A 13863-nucleotide genomic window follows, 5' to 3' on the forward strand; every position below is an offset into this window, starting at 1 on the left:
CCCGTCAGTCTACTCGTTTTAGCCAAGCGAGTGAATAATCACGGCAAAAACCGCTTTAAATACCCATAAAAAACTAAAAAATAGCAAGAATACTTGGGATTAAGCCCATGTAAAGGCATGAACTGATATAATGCAGCCACTTAGCAGAGAGGGGGATCCCCAAAATGGCCCCCGTCTTTACTCGCGGTTGTAGCTTAGACAACTTGATTGAAAGCAACGGCTTACAGAGCAACGCAATAAGAGCATTCCTATGAAAAAAATCGCGATTTTTTGCCATAACTTTTTCTCCAACGGCACAGTCAAAATAGCCTTATCCCAGGCAGAAGTGCTGCAGGAAGCAGGGCAAGACGTTCACTTATTTGTGTTTCACAAAGAAGGCGATTTTATGCCGCCTCAAAATGTGACCATTCACTATCTATTTGAAGCAGGCCAAAAAACGTCGTTAGATGAACAAAGGCTGCGCCTCAAAGCGAAAGTGAAAGAAGTCGAGGAAACCGGCAAGTTTTCACTGTTTTTAAGTAATTCGACCGACTGTGATGTTGTTGTTTCCGGCTGCAATTTTGAACCTTGCTACTACTTCTGCCACTGTGCGTTAAAGCAAGAATTATTGATGGAGCTAAAACGCGGTCCAGTACATTTTTGGCGACGCTGGAAAAAAGCCAAAGCACTGATCGGTAAAAAAATTATTACCGTCTCTAATTGTATTGCCGATGAGCTAAGAGCCACCTCATGGCTAAAACCCCAGAGCGTGCAAACCATATACAACCCTTTTCGACTCGCCGAAATCAAGCATAAGGCTCAAGAGGTTATCCCTGATATTCCCAACGAACCTTATATGATCCATGTTGGTCGAGTCACTCGCCAGAAGCGCCATGATATTCTTTTCAAGGCGCTACGGGACATGCCGACGGCACCCAAATTAGTCCTGCTGTGCAATAGACCAAACAAGGCCCGAAAGCTCGCTAAAAAATACGGTGTTGAACACCGAATTATCACCCCTGGGTTTCAACATAACCCCTATGCTTGGATTGCCAAGGCAGAATTAATGCTGCTGAGTTCCGATTTTGAAGGGCTACCAACGGTAGTCATTGAGTCCTTGGCCTGCGGGACCCCCGTTGTCAGTACTGACTGTCCGCACGGCCCAAATGAAATCCTCACCGGGCATCTAGCCAAGTATTTAGTACCAGTGCGTCAACCTGCATTATTAGCACAGAAGGCACTTGAGTGTCTGGCATCTCCGCCATCGCTTGAGGATCTTGCGATCCTCAAAGCCGTTGATAGTAAATATATTGCACAGCAATATTTGAAGTTAACTGAGTAATACAACTCTCTAATAATATCTCTATCCCAAGAGAGCTTGTTAGAGAGCCGCTATTGATAAATATTCATACAAATAAAAATGCTTAAAAAAAGCTAACATATGCATCAACTACAAACGAAGAATTATATACCCATAGAAAGTTAATCATTTTTGTGTTTTTAACTCTCTACTTAGATTAGAATCCATTCATCGTCTTATTCTATAATATCTAGTCTATGAATTTAGTTAGAAAAGTGCAGTTACATCAGATACAAATGATATCGGAACTGCAAAAAATATTCCGTGAAGAGAACCTTACCTATTTCGCCATCGGCGGCACAGCCCTTGGTGCAGTTAGGCATGAAGGGTTTATCCCTTGGGACGATGATATAGATATTGCAATGCCTAGGGCTGATTATGAAAGGTTCTTACAACTTCAACATAAATTACCTTCACACCTTTTTATACAGCATTTTTATACTGAAAAAGAATACCCTTTATATTTTGCAAAAGTACGAGATAAAAACACATTATTTATAGAAAACTCAAAAAGAAATCAAAATATAAATCATGGGATTTTTATAGACATATTCCCTTGGGATAATGTAAGTGAATCAAATAATGATCAGGATGAAATAAAAGTCCTTTCACATAAATTCCGTAGAATATCTATGACGGAATATAAGCAGAAAAGTTTTTTCCGTAAATTTAAAACTTATTTTTACCAATGGCTTTATAAGGAGCATTGCCAAGATGCTCTCTTTAAAAAAATTGATATGGTATATAAAAAGCACAATAAAGTAGACACAGGGAAAATAGGTAACGTCACATTTAATGATGCTATATACCTCACGGACCTTTACCCTTTGCAAATGCTCAAATTTGAATCAATCGAATTGCCATGCCCCAAGAATGTAGAGAGATACCTCACTGAAAAATATGGTGATTATATGAAAATCCCCAAAGAGAGCGAGCGAGTTCACCATAACCCTATAAAAATAGAGTTTAATATTCATCGAGAGAATAATAATGGGTAATAGGGTAATTACATTTGGAACATTTGATGTATTCCATATTGGGCATGTTAATATCTTAGAAAAATGTTCCCAATTAGGCTCTGAGCTAATCGTTGGAGTGTCGAGTGACGCCTTGAATTTCAAAAAGAAAAATCGCTACCCATTGTACGATGAATGCAGTCGCTTGAAAATTATTAATTCGTTAAAATTTGTTAACGAGGTTTTTATTGAAGAGTCTTTGGAACAAAAGCGTCACTATATTAATTATTATCGAGCCAACATCCTAGCAATGGGTGATGACTGGGAAGGTCGTTTCGATGATTTAAGGGATATTTGTGAAGTTGTCTACTTCCCGAGAACGCCATCAATATCAACAACTGAAATCATTGAAATTGCGAGAAAATTATAAAACTGTTTTCAGATCCCAAACGCTCAAATTAGGATAAATCCTACAAATTTTAGTTCAACATAGCCAAAGCCGAACATACTAATCGTTCGGCTCATATGGCATTGTCCATACCGTGCTAAGTCTAAAACAGCTTCCAGTATCCAAGCTTGCGGCGCATTTTAAAATGTCTCAGCAAGTTCAAAGGCTTAGGCTTCAGCCAACCAGTACCCTTATCAATCAAGGCATCTGTCGCAGCCAAAACACGTTGGCTAGATAGACCATCACCCGTTGGATGGATTTGGTTGCAATAATCATGGATATGCACCATCAAATCTTCGGGGCGGCTCAGCGCTCGCATTAAAGCGGGTTCTATCTCTTCGACTCGGCTGATATCAATCAAATGGTCCTTCGGCGACTGATTTTTAAAGGTCACCACTGGCTTGCGCTGCATTAAAAACATCAACAGAATCGATGAGGTGTCACACAACATCACATCCCCAGCCTGCAGTAAAGGGATCACATTATCGGTTTCAACAAACTGTAAATTCTCGTTTTCCAGTGCCTTGTACTGCTCCACAATCCTAGGGTTCATCTTAGGATGAAATTGCACCAACCAGCGCCATTGGCTCTTTTGCGACAGGGCTTTTATCTGTTCAAATACCGCGGGCGCGCAGGTCAAGCTAGGGGAAAATGTCGAGCAAAAGAGTACGACTGGCCTTGGGTCATCCGCTTTGATATAGGGATTATCTTTATTCTCAAGAAAAAGAGGGTCTAATGCCGGCCAGCCCGTTTCGGCGACGGTAAAAGTGCCAAACTTTTTCTCCAGTTTGAGGAAAGGCAGTGTCGTCGCCGGGCCCTGAGTGCAATATAAGTCAAAACAATCGCGGATTTCGAAGTGATCTTCACGGCCCTTGTGATTCATTTTCCCCGCATTAAAGCCATGGAATACACCAACTTTTACACCAGGAATAAAACTGGGCACAACATTACCCGGAACAAACACGGCATCGGGTTTCCAAGTTTTAACGGCATCGATACTCAGCAAGCGCCGCTCATCGGCCTTTAGAAACTTAGGATCGACCTCCTTCCCCTCTAAAAACCAGCAGACCTCATCGCCCCGATCCCAAATAACTTGCAGAATGGGTCTTAGCATCGCATAAGAATAATTCTGTGCAATGTACAATAAGTAACGTCTCTTCGCTTGTTTGACTTCTTCCACCCGCATCCTCCTACAAGGCTAAAGGTTAAATTATTTTGCCAGTGCCAAATATTGCTTGGCAATCAAGGTCGCATCAACCTTTGCCAAGATTTCAACCTCCGCTAAGGATGGTGGCTGCTTGACCACTTCATCGATCATGTTTGCCAACGCCTTAGGATCGCGGCGCGGCACGAGATAGGGCGATAAATTCCCAGTTAGAATCTCACTCGGTCCATGGGGGCAATCGGTACTAACAACTGGGGTTCCACAGGCTAATGATTCAATCAAGACTGTCGGCAGGCCTTCAAAATCTGAGCTGAGCACGAGTGCCTTAGCGCGTTTTATCCAAGGGAAGGGATTACTTTGAAACCCGGGAATGATTAAGCGTTTCTCAATGCCGAACTTTTTCGCCGCTTTGATGGCTTTTTTGTAGTTATGGCACAAAAGCACCACGGGTAGCTGATTTTGTGTGAGTTTCAGAGCTTCAAACAGCACATCATGGCGTTTCTGTTTAGCAAAGCGGCCGACATGAATAAGGTAATCACCCTGAGGGATTTGAGGATTATCTTGCTGCGACTGAGCAACAATTTCATTAAATTCAAATGGATTGTAGATGGTTCGCATTGATGCTGGATGCAAACGACCTTTATCTTTAATCTCTTTTGCTATGCCGTTAGACACGGTAATTAAATGCTGGCCATTGAGGGCTTTTTTGGCTCTCAGCTTTTTAAAATAGGCGAAGGGGCCGAGTTTAAACTGGCGGCTCAACTCTTCCTCAACCGATGAATGAACAATCACATAGAGTGGCGACACTCCCGTTTTAGTCATCATCAAATTGGTTTTATCTAGATTCGAGAGGAATAAATCGAATTTACCCACCAGAGATTCAATCTCGGCAATTTTCGCCCGCAGCTTGTTTACCGAAGCAGTTAATCGCCCAAAGTGGTCGAAATCTTTATCCTTAGGGACAAAACATTGATGAACAGGCAAATTATCCGGAGTTTCATAGTACTGATTATCCTCCATGACTAAGAAATGCGGCTCATGCCCTAAGTGTATAAATTGCTTAGCTAAAGTCAGCATGACCTTTTCGGCTCCGCCGCCCGCTAAACTGTCGATGGCAATGGCTATCCGCATGACTTCTCTCCTAACATAATCTAAAAACGCACGGCAAATCGGGGCCGTTAAATACCTGAGTCCAGATCTAACAGGACTTAACTGAGCCCTGCTGAACGGCCAGATCAAACTTCTCAATTACGGCGTCAACGCTGATCAATGCCATAAGATGCTCGCCCTTAGCACGAGTTCCCCACTTTACCTCGCCGCTATGCTGGGATTTCATCGCCTCATCGTAGACGCTCACCACATATTGCCGCGATAGATAAGGCCCGGTTCGCCCAGGATTGGAATGGGCATATAAGCCAATAACAGGCGTGCCTTGGGTAACGGCCATATGCGCAGGACCGGTATCTGGCGCTAACACTAAGCTTGCGCGTTTTAGCAGCGCCAATAATTGCGTCAGACTGGTTTTACCCACTAAATTATCGATCTTAGCGGGACAAGCCTGCAAAATTTGCTCGGCTAAGGCTTTTTCGAGTGCAGTTGGGCCACCACAGAGCATAACTCTAAATCCTTTCGCAATCGCATGGCTCGCGACGGCGGCATAACGCTCGGGCAACCAGTTGCGCTCGGCTTTGCTGGCGGCGGCGCAAATGATAAAGACTTTCTCATTATCCTTAATCTGCGTCTGGGCAAACTCAGTATCCGCAATCGGCACCGGAATATGCCACTGTGGCGTGAGGTCGTTAACCCCAATCGCCTTAGCAAATCCCATAAATCCTTCAAGCACATGGGGATGAGTTAAGGGCTCAACCCTATGATTAGTCACCAACCACTGGCCTTCTTTAGCGCGGGCACGGTCGAAACCTATGCGTACTTTTGCAGAGATGGCTAGGGATGCCAAGGTTGCGCGTAGGGCAACCTGCATATGCAGCAGCACATCAAACCGTCTGCCTTTTAAGGCCTTACGTAAGTTAAAATAGCTACGCCAGCCTTGAGATTTATCGAAAATAACAAACTCAATACCGGGTAAATGCTTCAATAATTGATATTCAAGCTTACCTATTACCCAAGTAATCTTAAGCTCGGGATATTGCCGCTGAATCGCCTGCACCATAGCCACGGCATGACAGACGTCACCGATAGCCGATAGCCGCAGTAAACAAAGGGAATTCATACTATTGGGATGTAAACTCATTGGGATTGAAGCTCGTAGCTTTAAAGGTTATTTGGCGCAAGCTAAGGATCTTAATGTAGAATGGCCCGAGGTGCCACGCTTAAGTCAACAATTCTCCGATGAATGCTCAGATACAGATCATAAAAACCGCCCAAGGCCATATGGCGCTTTGCCAAGATACGCCAACGGCTATCACTCCGGCTTGGTTCTCGGTGGATTTTTGGCGCGCTAAAGAGGCTGTCGTCGGCTCATCCAAGGGCCGCTATACCACTTGGTTTGTCGCATCTGGCGCTAGCCATTGGGTATTACGCCACTATTGGCGTGGCGGCTTAATGGAGAAATTCAGTAAAGACGCTTACCTTTATACAGGCCTTGAAAATACCCGCGCCATGGGTGAGTTGCGCTTACTAGACACTTTGTATCGTGAAGATTTTGCCGTACCTAAACCCATTGCCGCCAATATAGTGCGTGACGGCTTGTTCTACCGCGCCGATATCATTATCGAACGAGTCGCAGGCGCCGAAGATTTAGTCGCAAAACTCAGCAAAGGGGCAATGAGCACAGAACAATGGCAAGCCTTGGGCGCCACTATTGCTCAATTCCACCAGCGTGGCGTATGCCACGCCGATCTCAATGCCAAGAATATTCTACTCCAGCCCGCGCAGACTCAGCCGATGACGCCGGAGCGCTTCTATCTTATCGATTTCGACCGGGGCGAATTAAAAACACCGAACCCGCAATGGCAAAAAGCCAATCTAGACAGACTATTACGTTCCTTCCATAAAGAACAAGGCAAGCTACCAAGCCTTGCCTTTAACCTTGATAACTGGGCATCTCTAGTACGGGGCTACCAAGCGACAATAACAAGCGCTTGATCTACCAACCGAATTAAGACTTTATAAGGGACTGCGCCAGCGCAAATTGCCGCTGCAAGGCACCACGATTCGCCTCCACCACGGCAAGACCAGCACTTGCCGCCTGTTGGCATAGTGACGGGGTTTCAAAGTATTGGATAAGATTTAGCCCTAGTTCTTGCGCAGAGCCAACAATCCGCAAACCACCCGCATCCGCCAGCATTTGGGTAATTTGGGCAAAGTCCCAGTGGTTTGGCCCCACCATCACAGGCACGCCCATAGCGACAGGCTCCAAGGGATTATGGCCGCCGTTTTCGATCAATGTCCCCCCAACAAAGGCTTGGTCTGCGGCACCATAAAAGGTGAGCAGTTCGCCCATGGTATCGCCCACCAGCACTTGCGTCTTAGGCGTCACGGGCTGATTTTCGCTGCGACGAACGGATTCAAAACCTTGGGCCGTAACCACTTGAGCAACGGCGTTAAACTGTTCCGGATGTCGCGGCGCGATAATCAATAGAGCATCGGGCCATTGCGCTAATACTTGCCTATGGGCTGTGAGCATAGCGTCAAACTCACCTGGATGTACGCTGCCCGCAACCCAAATCGGTGATGTTTCGCGCCCCCAAGTCTGACGCAATAACTTGGCATTGGCTAAACGCTCGGGCGTAATACTGAGATCAAACTTCAAGCTACCGCAGACTGTCACTCTGTCTGGCGATACACCGAGTTCGATAAAACGCTGCGCTTCCACTTGCGTCTGCGCCGCAATCACATCGAGTCGTTGCAGAATAGGCTGGCTGAGCTTTGGACGCTTAGCATATTGCGCCGCCGATTTAGCCGACAGCCGAGCATTGGCCAGCATCAAACGTACGCCTCGTTTGGCTGCAATTGCGACTAAGTTAGGCCACAGCTCAGTTTCCATAATCAGGCACCATTTCGGGGATAACTGGCGTAAAAACCGATTCACACACCAAGGTAGGTCGAAGGGTAGATAACAATGCTGCACCGAATCACCAAAGGCTTTGCGCACCTCTGCCGATCCCGTAGGACTGCTGGTTGTAACTGTGATACTTAATTCAGGGTGAGATTGCTGAATTAAGCGAATAAGCGGGATCGCCGCGAGCGTTTCCCCCATAGACACTGAGTGGATCAGTAAATCCGTCGATTTAAGTCTCGTTAAGCCAAAACGCTCCCCCCAACGGCCAAGGTAATCGGGGCTTTTAATGGCGCGAAAAGCCAAATAGACAAGGAGCAGTGGGGATAAAAGATAAAGCAGCGCACTGTAAAAAAATCGATTCATAAAAAACGTGCTTATGGGTTTTGCCTGATGAATAGCGGCAATGTTAGCATAATAGCCATCACATTGAATTTTTGTTCGTTCATCAAATCAAACATTCGATACGATTTAAATGAGGGATAATTTACCAGCAGTATGGCGGTCGTTGGTTAGCTTTCTCAATTACACTCGCAATTTGGATAACTTATGAAAACCCGCGACAAAATCATCTATGCCAGCCTGGAGCTATTCAATGAGCACGGCGAACGAAATATCACGACGAATCATATTGCCGCCCACTTAAATATGAGTCCCGGGAATCTTTATTATCACTTTCGCAATAAAGAAGACATTATTCGCTGCATTTTCAACCTCTATGAAAATCACCTCGAGTCAGGGTTTCAACCCTACGAAGGTAAGCAAGTGGATGTGGAGTTGTTAATTGGCTACTTCGATGCCATGTTTTATACCCTATGGCAATTTCGCTTTATGTACGCCAATCTTGCCGATATCCTCGCCCGCGATGAAGAGTTAAAAAAGCGCTACTTGCATGCCCAGCAACAAGTGTTGACCCGTTCGAGCCAAGTGCTGCACCAGCTCAAACAGGATGGTTTTTTAAACGTCGATACCGACAAAATCACCCCGCTCGCGGATACAATCAAGATGATCGTCAGCTTTTGGATTGGCTATCAACTCACTCAATCCAGTACCTCTACCATCACTAAAGCAACCCTATACGAAGGCGTGTTAAGGGTACTGATGATTTTCAAAGCCTATGCGACACCAACGTCCATCGCGACCTTTACGCGCCTAGAGCAGCATTATCACGACTTAGCCAACCAAGAACCTAGCTAAATATCCTCCACCCCCTATACGGGAAGCCCGCATTAGGGACTAGACTTATTAGTCATAACACTGAGTGCGGGCGGCCAAATCCATTAGGATAATCCTTTGCCCGCTAGGTAACCATTTCATCACTAAGTCACTCGAAAAGGTCAATCTCAGTATTTTCAAATGACGATTAACTGATGTTACACATTAGTTTTTATAATGTAATAACGGCTTTACCCCTAAACTAATTTATCTGGCTAAGCTGCATGAAAAAAAGTCTGTAGGCCAATTAGGTTTAGAGTTAGAATGCCGCCACTCCCAGAATCAGAATAAAGTTAACTAAGGAGATATCAGGTGGCCTCTACCTCATTCTACGCACAGATTAATCAACAACTTGCAGATATCAAAGCCGAAGGCTTATACAAAAGCGAGCGTATTATTGCCTCACCGCAACAGACTGCCATTCAAGTTAATCACCAAGAAGTTGTTAACTTTTGCGCTAACAATTATTTAGGCCTAGCCAATCATCCCGAGCTGATCAAAGCCGCCCAGCAAGGTTTAGAGAGCCACGGCTTTGGTATGGCGTCGGTACGTTTTATTTGCGGCACTCAAGATATCCATAAAAAGCTAGAAGCTAGCCTGAGTGAATTCCTCGCCATGGAAGACACGATTCTGTATTCCTCTTGCTTCGATGCTAACGCCGGTCTGTTCGAAACCCTGTTAGATGCCGAAGATGCAATTATCTCCGATGCCTTAAACCATGCATCTATCATCGATGGTGTACGTTTATGCAAAGCCAAGCGTTTCCGCTATGCCAACAATGACATGGCCGATTTAGAAACTCAGCTGATCGCCGCGAAAGAAGCGGGTGCGCGCAATATTTTGATCGCCACCGACGGCGTATTCTCCATGGATGGCGTGATTGCCAACCTTAAAGGCGTATGTGACTTAGCCGATAAATACGGCGCTCTCGTGATGGTTGATGACTCACATGCCGTGGGCTTTGTTGGTCAAAACGGTCGTGGCTCCCACGAACACTGCGGTGTAATGGGCCGTGTCGATATTATCACCGGCACCTTAGGCAAAGCCTTAGGCGGCGCATCGGGCGGCTTCACTTCGGGTAAAAAAGAAGTCATCGACTGGTTACGTCAACGCTCTCGCCCTTACCTGTTTTCTAACTCATTAGCGCCCTCTATCGTGACAGCCTCTATCCATGTATTAGAGATGCTCAAATCCGGCCAAGCCCTGCGCGAAGCGGTTTGGGAAAACAGCCGTTATTTCCGCGAAAAAATGTCAGCTGCAGGCTTTACCTTAGGTGGTGCCGACCATGCAATTATCCCTGTGATGATTGGCGATGCAAAACTGGCAAGCGATTTTGCTAACCGTTTATTAGAAGAGCATATCTACGTGATTGGCTTCTCCTTCCCTGTTGTTCCAAAGGGACAAGCCCGGATCCGTACGCAAATGTCGGCCGCCCACACCCGTGAGCAACTCGACAAAGCGATTGAAGCCTTTACCCGTATTGCCAAAGAAATGGCGATTATTTAGGACCCATTTAGGAATAAAGAAGATGAAAGCACTAAGCAAGTTAAAAGCCGAGAAAGGCATTTGGTTAGTCGATGCGCCTAAGCCTGAAATGGGCCATAACGATCTGCTGATCAAGATTAAAAAGACCGCGATTTGCGGCACTGACATGCACATCTACAACTGGGATGAATGGTCACAAAAAACCATTCCTGTGCCTATGGTTGTCGGCCATGAGTATGTTGGCGAAGTAGTGGGTATCGGCCAAGAGGTTCGTGGTTTTAACATTGGTGACCGCGTATCGGGCGAAGGCCATATTACCTGCGGCCACTGCCGTAACTGCCGCGCTGGCCGTACCCATTTATGCCGTAACACCTCAGGTGTCGGCGTAAACCGCGAAGGTTCATTTGCCGAATACTTAGTGATCCCCGCCTTTAACGCCTTTAAAATCCCCGATGATATCAGCGATGATTTAGCGTCAATTTTTGACCCATTCGGTAACGCCGTGCACACAGCGTTATCCTTCGATTTAGTCGGTGAAGACGTATTGATCACAGGTGCAGGCCCCATCGGCATTATGGCTGCGGCCGTGTGTCGCCATGTAGGCGCCCGCCATGTGGTGATCACCGACGTTAACGAATACCGCTTAGAGTTAGCCCGTAAAATGGGGGCTACCCGTGCAGTAAACGTATCGAAAGAAAACCTCAAAGACGTGATGAAAGAACTGGGCATGACCGAAGGTTTTGACGTAGGTCTAGAAATGTCTGGCGTACCGTCGGCTTTCCACGCCATGTTAGATACCATGAACCACGGCGGCAAAATCGCTATGCTCGGTATTCCAGGTGGCGAAATGGCGATTGATTGGAGCAAAGTGATCTTCAAAGGTTTAGTCATTAAGGGCATCTACGGCCGCGAAATGTTCGAAACCTGGTACAAGATGGCAAGCCTTATCCAATCTGGCTTAGACATTTCTCCAATCATCACTCACCACTACAAGATTGATGATTTCCAACAGGGCTTCGAGGCTATGGGCTCGGGTCAATCGGGTAAAGTGATCCTCAGCTGGGATTAATCCCCTACAGAGATAACTCATACCAAGATAGGGGCTGTACACTCGCAGCCCCTTGTTGCACACTTATCCCATCGCTTACCGTTTCTCAGCAATTTCAGGTTTTATTATGTCTTCCTTTAAACACTTAAGTGTTAATCAATTAGTGCAAATGACCGAGTCAAAGCCAGTGCAAATCGTTGATATCCGTGATGGCAATAGCTTTGGCAACGGCCACATTGACGGTGCATTCAATTTAAATAACGAAAATCTAGCGCAATTTATTAGCCAAGCCGATATGGATAAGCCGCTGGTTGTGGTGTGTTACCACGGTATCAGCAGCCAAAATGCCGCGCAGTATCTCTGTGAGCAAGGCTTTGATGATGTCTACAGCCTAGACGGCGGCTTTAGCGCCTGGCATGGGGCGAATGAATGATAGAGATTGGCCGACTTCCAAACAGCAGAGCCGCGCAGGCATTTGTCGATTACCTTAAGGGTAAGCATATCGACTGCCAAATTGAGCCGCTGATGCAAGGAGTCGCCATTCTCGTTATCCACGACAAAGATGTAGAGCAAGCCCGTAAAGAGTTTGCCCACTTTATTACTCATCCCTACGATAGCAAGTATCTACAGGCCTCTTGGGAACACGGCGATACTCATACTAAGCTCGATTATGGCGCACCGTCATTGCAGCTTTTTACCCAATTTATTACTGGTGCCGGTCCAATCACCTTAATCATATTTGCACTCTGTAGCGTTATTTTTGCGGCGATGAATTTAGGATTTGCGAACCCAATCTATGAAGCACTGTCCTATTTTGGCGCTGTACCTAATGCAGATTTCAGTCAGTTCTGGCGCGTTTTCACCCCAAGTTTGCTGCACTTTTCGGCCATGCATATCATCTTCAATTTACTCTGGTGGTGGTATTTGGGCGGAAAAATCGAGACTCGAATAGGCACTGCGCCCCTGCTGATTTTATTGCTCGTGGCTGGGACTCTACCTAATATCGTTCAATACTATGTCAGCGGACCTCACTTTGGCGGCCTATCCGGCGTCGTCTACGCTGTCGCAGGTTATACCTGGGTGATGGGAATGCGTAAACCTGCTGCAGGCATTGGTCTACCCCCTTCCTATATGGGCTTTATGTTGATTTGGTTAGTATTAGGCTTTACCGACGTGCTGGGCATTTCAGTCGCAAACGGCGCCCATATTGGCGGCCTCATTATCGGCTTAGCCCAAGGTTTGTTCGATAGCCGTAAAGCCACACACTAAGCATCTCTGCGTCTGACCAAGATAACCACATAAAGCGTTATCTTGGCCCTATTGCGACACCACTTATTTTGCCAACTCCAGCACTTTGGCGACGAGCTTTTCGATACCTGAATGTGCTTCGGCAATATTCCCCGCAAGCATATAAGCGGGTGTACTGACTATCTTGTTCGCTTCATCTATTACAATATCGTGCACTGTTGCAGCTTGATGAACGCCACCCATCAGATTAAATGCCGCCACAGTATCAACGTCATTACCAATAGTTCCCTTTGCCCCGTGCCCATATAAGCGCGGGATCATCATAGGTGCGATACAGATAAAACCAACGGGGTTTTTAGCCAAGATAAACTCGTTGATAAAATCAGCCACTAAGGGGTTTACCTCACACTCGCTGCCATTAGTGGCAAAATTGCACAGATTTTTCGCCGCCCCGAAACCACCGGGGATGATCAAGGCATCAAATTCATCGATATCCAGCTCTGTGGTCGCTTTGACTTCTCCGCGGGCAATGCGTGCCGACTCCACCAAGACATTACGTTGCACCGACTTATCAATCTCACCGGAAAAATGATTAACAACATGCATCTGCTGAATATCGGGGGCAAAACATTGGTAGCTCGCGCCCGCCTTTGACAGGGACAATAAGGTTAAAACCGATTCATGGATCTCAGTTCCATCGAAAACACCGCACCCACTGAGTAACACTGCGATTTTTTTCATTAAAAATATCCTTCTTATGCCATTTGATTTTAACAAACCATAAACAAATTGGTTGATCTGATTAAAAATCGTGCTAACTTAATTCGTCGAATCTGACGGACGGTGAAAATTAAGCCAGCCTTAGATGTATTTTACGGAGTCAATAAAAAATCCACAAATCAGGAAGATTTTTCAAGAAACAGTATTGAACTCACACAAAT

Annotated in this window: 14 protein-coding genes; 9 read left to right on the forward strand and 5 right to left on the reverse strand. The window is 45.9% G+C overall.

Annotation, left to right across the window (positions count from 1 at the left end):
- Nucleotides 1–250 precede the first annotated feature (250 nt).
- The 3 genes from MJO46_RS12375 to MJO46_RS12385 all read left to right on the forward strand — a co-directional run bounded on the left by MJO46_RS12375 (nucleotide 251) and on the right by MJO46_RS12385 (nucleotide 2725).
- A complete protein-coding gene (locus MJO46_RS12375; RefSeq protein ID WP_253989557.1) occupies nucleotides 251–1321 on the forward strand; it encodes a glycosyltransferase in 1071 nt (356 codons plus the stop codon).
- A gap of 254 nt (nucleotides 1322–1575) precedes the next feature.
- On the forward strand, nucleotides 1576–2337 hold the full coding sequence (locus tag MJO46_RS12380; RefSeq protein WP_253989558.1) for a phosphorylcholine transferase LicD: 762 nt from the start codon (nucleotides 1576–1578) through the stop codon (nucleotides 2335–2337).
- Nucleotides 2330–2725, forward strand: coding sequence for an adenylyltransferase/cytidyltransferase family protein (locus tag MJO46_RS12385; RefSeq protein WP_198781814.1), 396 nt, complete (start codon nucleotides 2330–2332; stop codon nucleotides 2723–2725). Before MJO46_RS12380 ends, MJO46_RS12385 begins: the two co-directional genes overlap by 8 nt.
- A gap of 121 nt (nucleotides 2726–2846) precedes the next feature.
- Here MJO46_RS12385 and MJO46_RS12390 read toward each other — a convergent pair whose 3' ends face one another.
- The 3 genes from MJO46_RS12390 to MJO46_RS12400 form a co-directional block, all read right to left on the reverse strand.
- A complete protein-coding gene (locus MJO46_RS12390) occupies nucleotides 2847–3923 on the reverse strand; it encodes a CDP-glycerol glycerophosphotransferase family protein (RefSeq protein ID WP_253989559.1) in 1077 nt (358 codons plus the stop codon).
- 30 nt (nucleotides 3924–3953) lie between these two features.
- The gene (locus MJO46_RS12395) at nucleotides 3954–5039 is read right to left on the reverse strand and encodes a glycosyltransferase (protein WP_253989560.1); all 1086 of its coding nucleotides are present in this window, start codon (nucleotides 5037–5039) and stop codon (nucleotides 3954–3956) included.
- A gap of 67 nt (nucleotides 5040–5106) precedes the next feature.
- The gene (locus MJO46_RS12400) at nucleotides 5107–6159 is read right to left on the reverse strand and encodes a glycosyltransferase family 9 protein (RefSeq protein WP_253989561.1); all 1053 of its coding nucleotides are present in this window, start codon (nucleotides 6157–6159) and stop codon (nucleotides 5107–5109) included.
- Between the two features lie 98 nt (nucleotides 6160–6257).
- Between MJO46_RS12400 and MJO46_RS12405 the strand changes: the two genes are divergently transcribed.
- Nucleotides 6258–7013, forward strand: coding sequence for a 3-deoxy-D-manno-octulosonic acid kinase (locus tag MJO46_RS12405; protein WP_253989562.1), 756 nt, complete (start codon nucleotides 6258–6260; stop codon nucleotides 7011–7013).
- 13 nt (nucleotides 7014–7026) lie between these two features.
- On the opposite strand, the gene waaA is transcribed toward MJO46_RS12405, so the two are convergent.
- On the reverse strand, nucleotides 7027–8292 hold the full coding sequence (gene waaA / locus MJO46_RS12410) for a lipid IV(A) 3-deoxy-D-manno-octulosonic acid transferase (RefSeq protein ID WP_253989563.1): 1266 nt from the start codon (nucleotides 8290–8292) through the stop codon (nucleotides 7027–7029).
- Nucleotides 8293–8475: 183 nt separating this feature from the next.
- On the opposite strand from waaA, the gene MJO46_RS12415 reads away from it, so the two are divergent.
- The 5 genes from MJO46_RS12415 to glpG all read left to right on the forward strand — a co-directional run bounded on the left by MJO46_RS12415 (nucleotide 8476) and on the right by glpG (nucleotide 12943).
- Nucleotides 8476–9123, forward strand: a complete 648-nt coding sequence (locus MJO46_RS12415; protein WP_253989564.1) for a TetR/AcrR family transcriptional regulator — start codon at nucleotides 8476–8478, stop codon at nucleotides 9121–9123.
- Nucleotides 9124–9453: 330 nt separating this feature from the next.
- Entirely contained in the window at nucleotides 9454–10647 is a 1194-nt protein-coding gene (locus tag MJO46_RS12420; protein ID WP_253989565.1) for a glycine C-acetyltransferase, read from the forward strand.
- Nucleotides 10648–10669: 22 nt separating this feature from the next.
- On the forward strand, nucleotides 10670–11695 hold the full coding sequence (tdh, locus tag MJO46_RS12425; protein ID WP_253989566.1) for an L-threonine 3-dehydrogenase: 1026 nt from the start codon (nucleotides 10670–10672) through the stop codon (nucleotides 11693–11695).
- A 106-nt stretch (nucleotides 11696–11801) separates the two neighbouring features.
- A complete protein-coding gene (gene glpE, locus MJO46_RS12430; RefSeq protein ID WP_253989567.1) occupies nucleotides 11802–12107 on the forward strand; it encodes a thiosulfate sulfurtransferase GlpE in 306 nt (101 codons plus the stop codon).
- Nucleotides 12104–12943, forward strand: coding sequence for a rhomboid family intramembrane serine protease GlpG (gene glpG, locus MJO46_RS12435; protein ID WP_253989568.1), 840 nt, complete (start codon nucleotides 12104–12106; stop codon nucleotides 12941–12943). Before glpE ends, glpG begins: the two co-directional genes overlap by 4 nt.
- A 63-nt stretch (nucleotides 12944–13006) precedes the next feature.
- Here glpG and elbB read toward each other — a convergent pair whose 3' ends face one another.
- Entirely contained in the window at nucleotides 13007–13663 is a 657-nt protein-coding gene (gene elbB / locus MJO46_RS12440; RefSeq protein WP_253989569.1) for an isoprenoid biosynthesis glyoxalase ElbB, read from the reverse strand.
- Nucleotides 13664–13863 lie beyond the last annotated feature (200 nt).

Source organism: Shewanella sp. KJ2020 (genome assembly GCF_024197625.1).
GTDB lineage: Bacteria > Pseudomonadota > Gammaproteobacteria > Enterobacterales > Shewanellaceae > Shewanella.

What these genes read in the sequence shown, in the direction of transcription:
- MJO46_RS12400 (WP_253989561.1), bottom strand. Translation starts at nt 6,159, where the DNA reads ATGAGTTTACATCCCAATAGTATGAATTCCCTTTGTTTACTGCGGCTA.
- MJO46_RS12385 (WP_198781814.1), top strand. Translation starts at nt 2,330, where the DNA reads ATGGGTAATAGGGTAATTACATTTGGAACATTTGATGTATTCCATATT.
- MJO46_RS12395 (WP_253989560.1), bottom strand. Translation starts at nt 5,039, where the DNA reads ATGCGGATAGCCATTGCCATCGACAGTTTAGCGGGCGGCGGAGCCGAA.
- waaA (WP_253989563.1), bottom strand. Translation starts at nt 8,292, where the DNA reads ATGAATCGATTTTTTTACAGTGCGCTGCTTTATCTTTTATCCCCACTG.
- MJO46_RS12375 (WP_253989557.1), top strand. Translation starts at nt 251, where the DNA reads ATGAAAAAAATCGCGATTTTTTGCCATAACTTTTTCTCCAACGGCACA.
- elbB (WP_253989569.1), bottom strand. Translation starts at nt 13,663, where the DNA reads ATGAAAAAAATCGCAGTGTTACTCAGTGGGTGCGGTGTTTTCGATGGA.
- MJO46_RS12405 (WP_253989562.1), top strand. Translation starts at nt 6,258, where the DNA reads ATGAATGCTCAGATACAGATCATAAAAACCGCCCAAGGCCATATGGCG.
- tdh (WP_253989566.1), top strand. Translation starts at nt 10,670, where the DNA reads ATGAAAGCACTAAGCAAGTTAAAAGCCGAGAAAGGCATTTGGTTAGTC.
- MJO46_RS12380 (WP_253989558.1), top strand. Translation starts at nt 1,576, where the DNA reads ATGATATCGGAACTGCAAAAAATATTCCGTGAAGAGAACCTTACCTAT.
- glpG (WP_253989568.1), top strand. Translation starts at nt 12,104, where the DNA reads ATGATAGAGATTGGCCGACTTCCAAACAGCAGAGCCGCGCAGGCATTT.
- glpE (WP_253989567.1), top strand. Translation starts at nt 11,802, where the DNA reads ATGTCTTCCTTTAAACACTTAAGTGTTAATCAATTAGTGCAAATGACC.
- MJO46_RS12415 (WP_253989564.1), top strand. Translation starts at nt 8,476, where the DNA reads ATGAAAACCCGCGACAAAATCATCTATGCCAGCCTGGAGCTATTCAAT.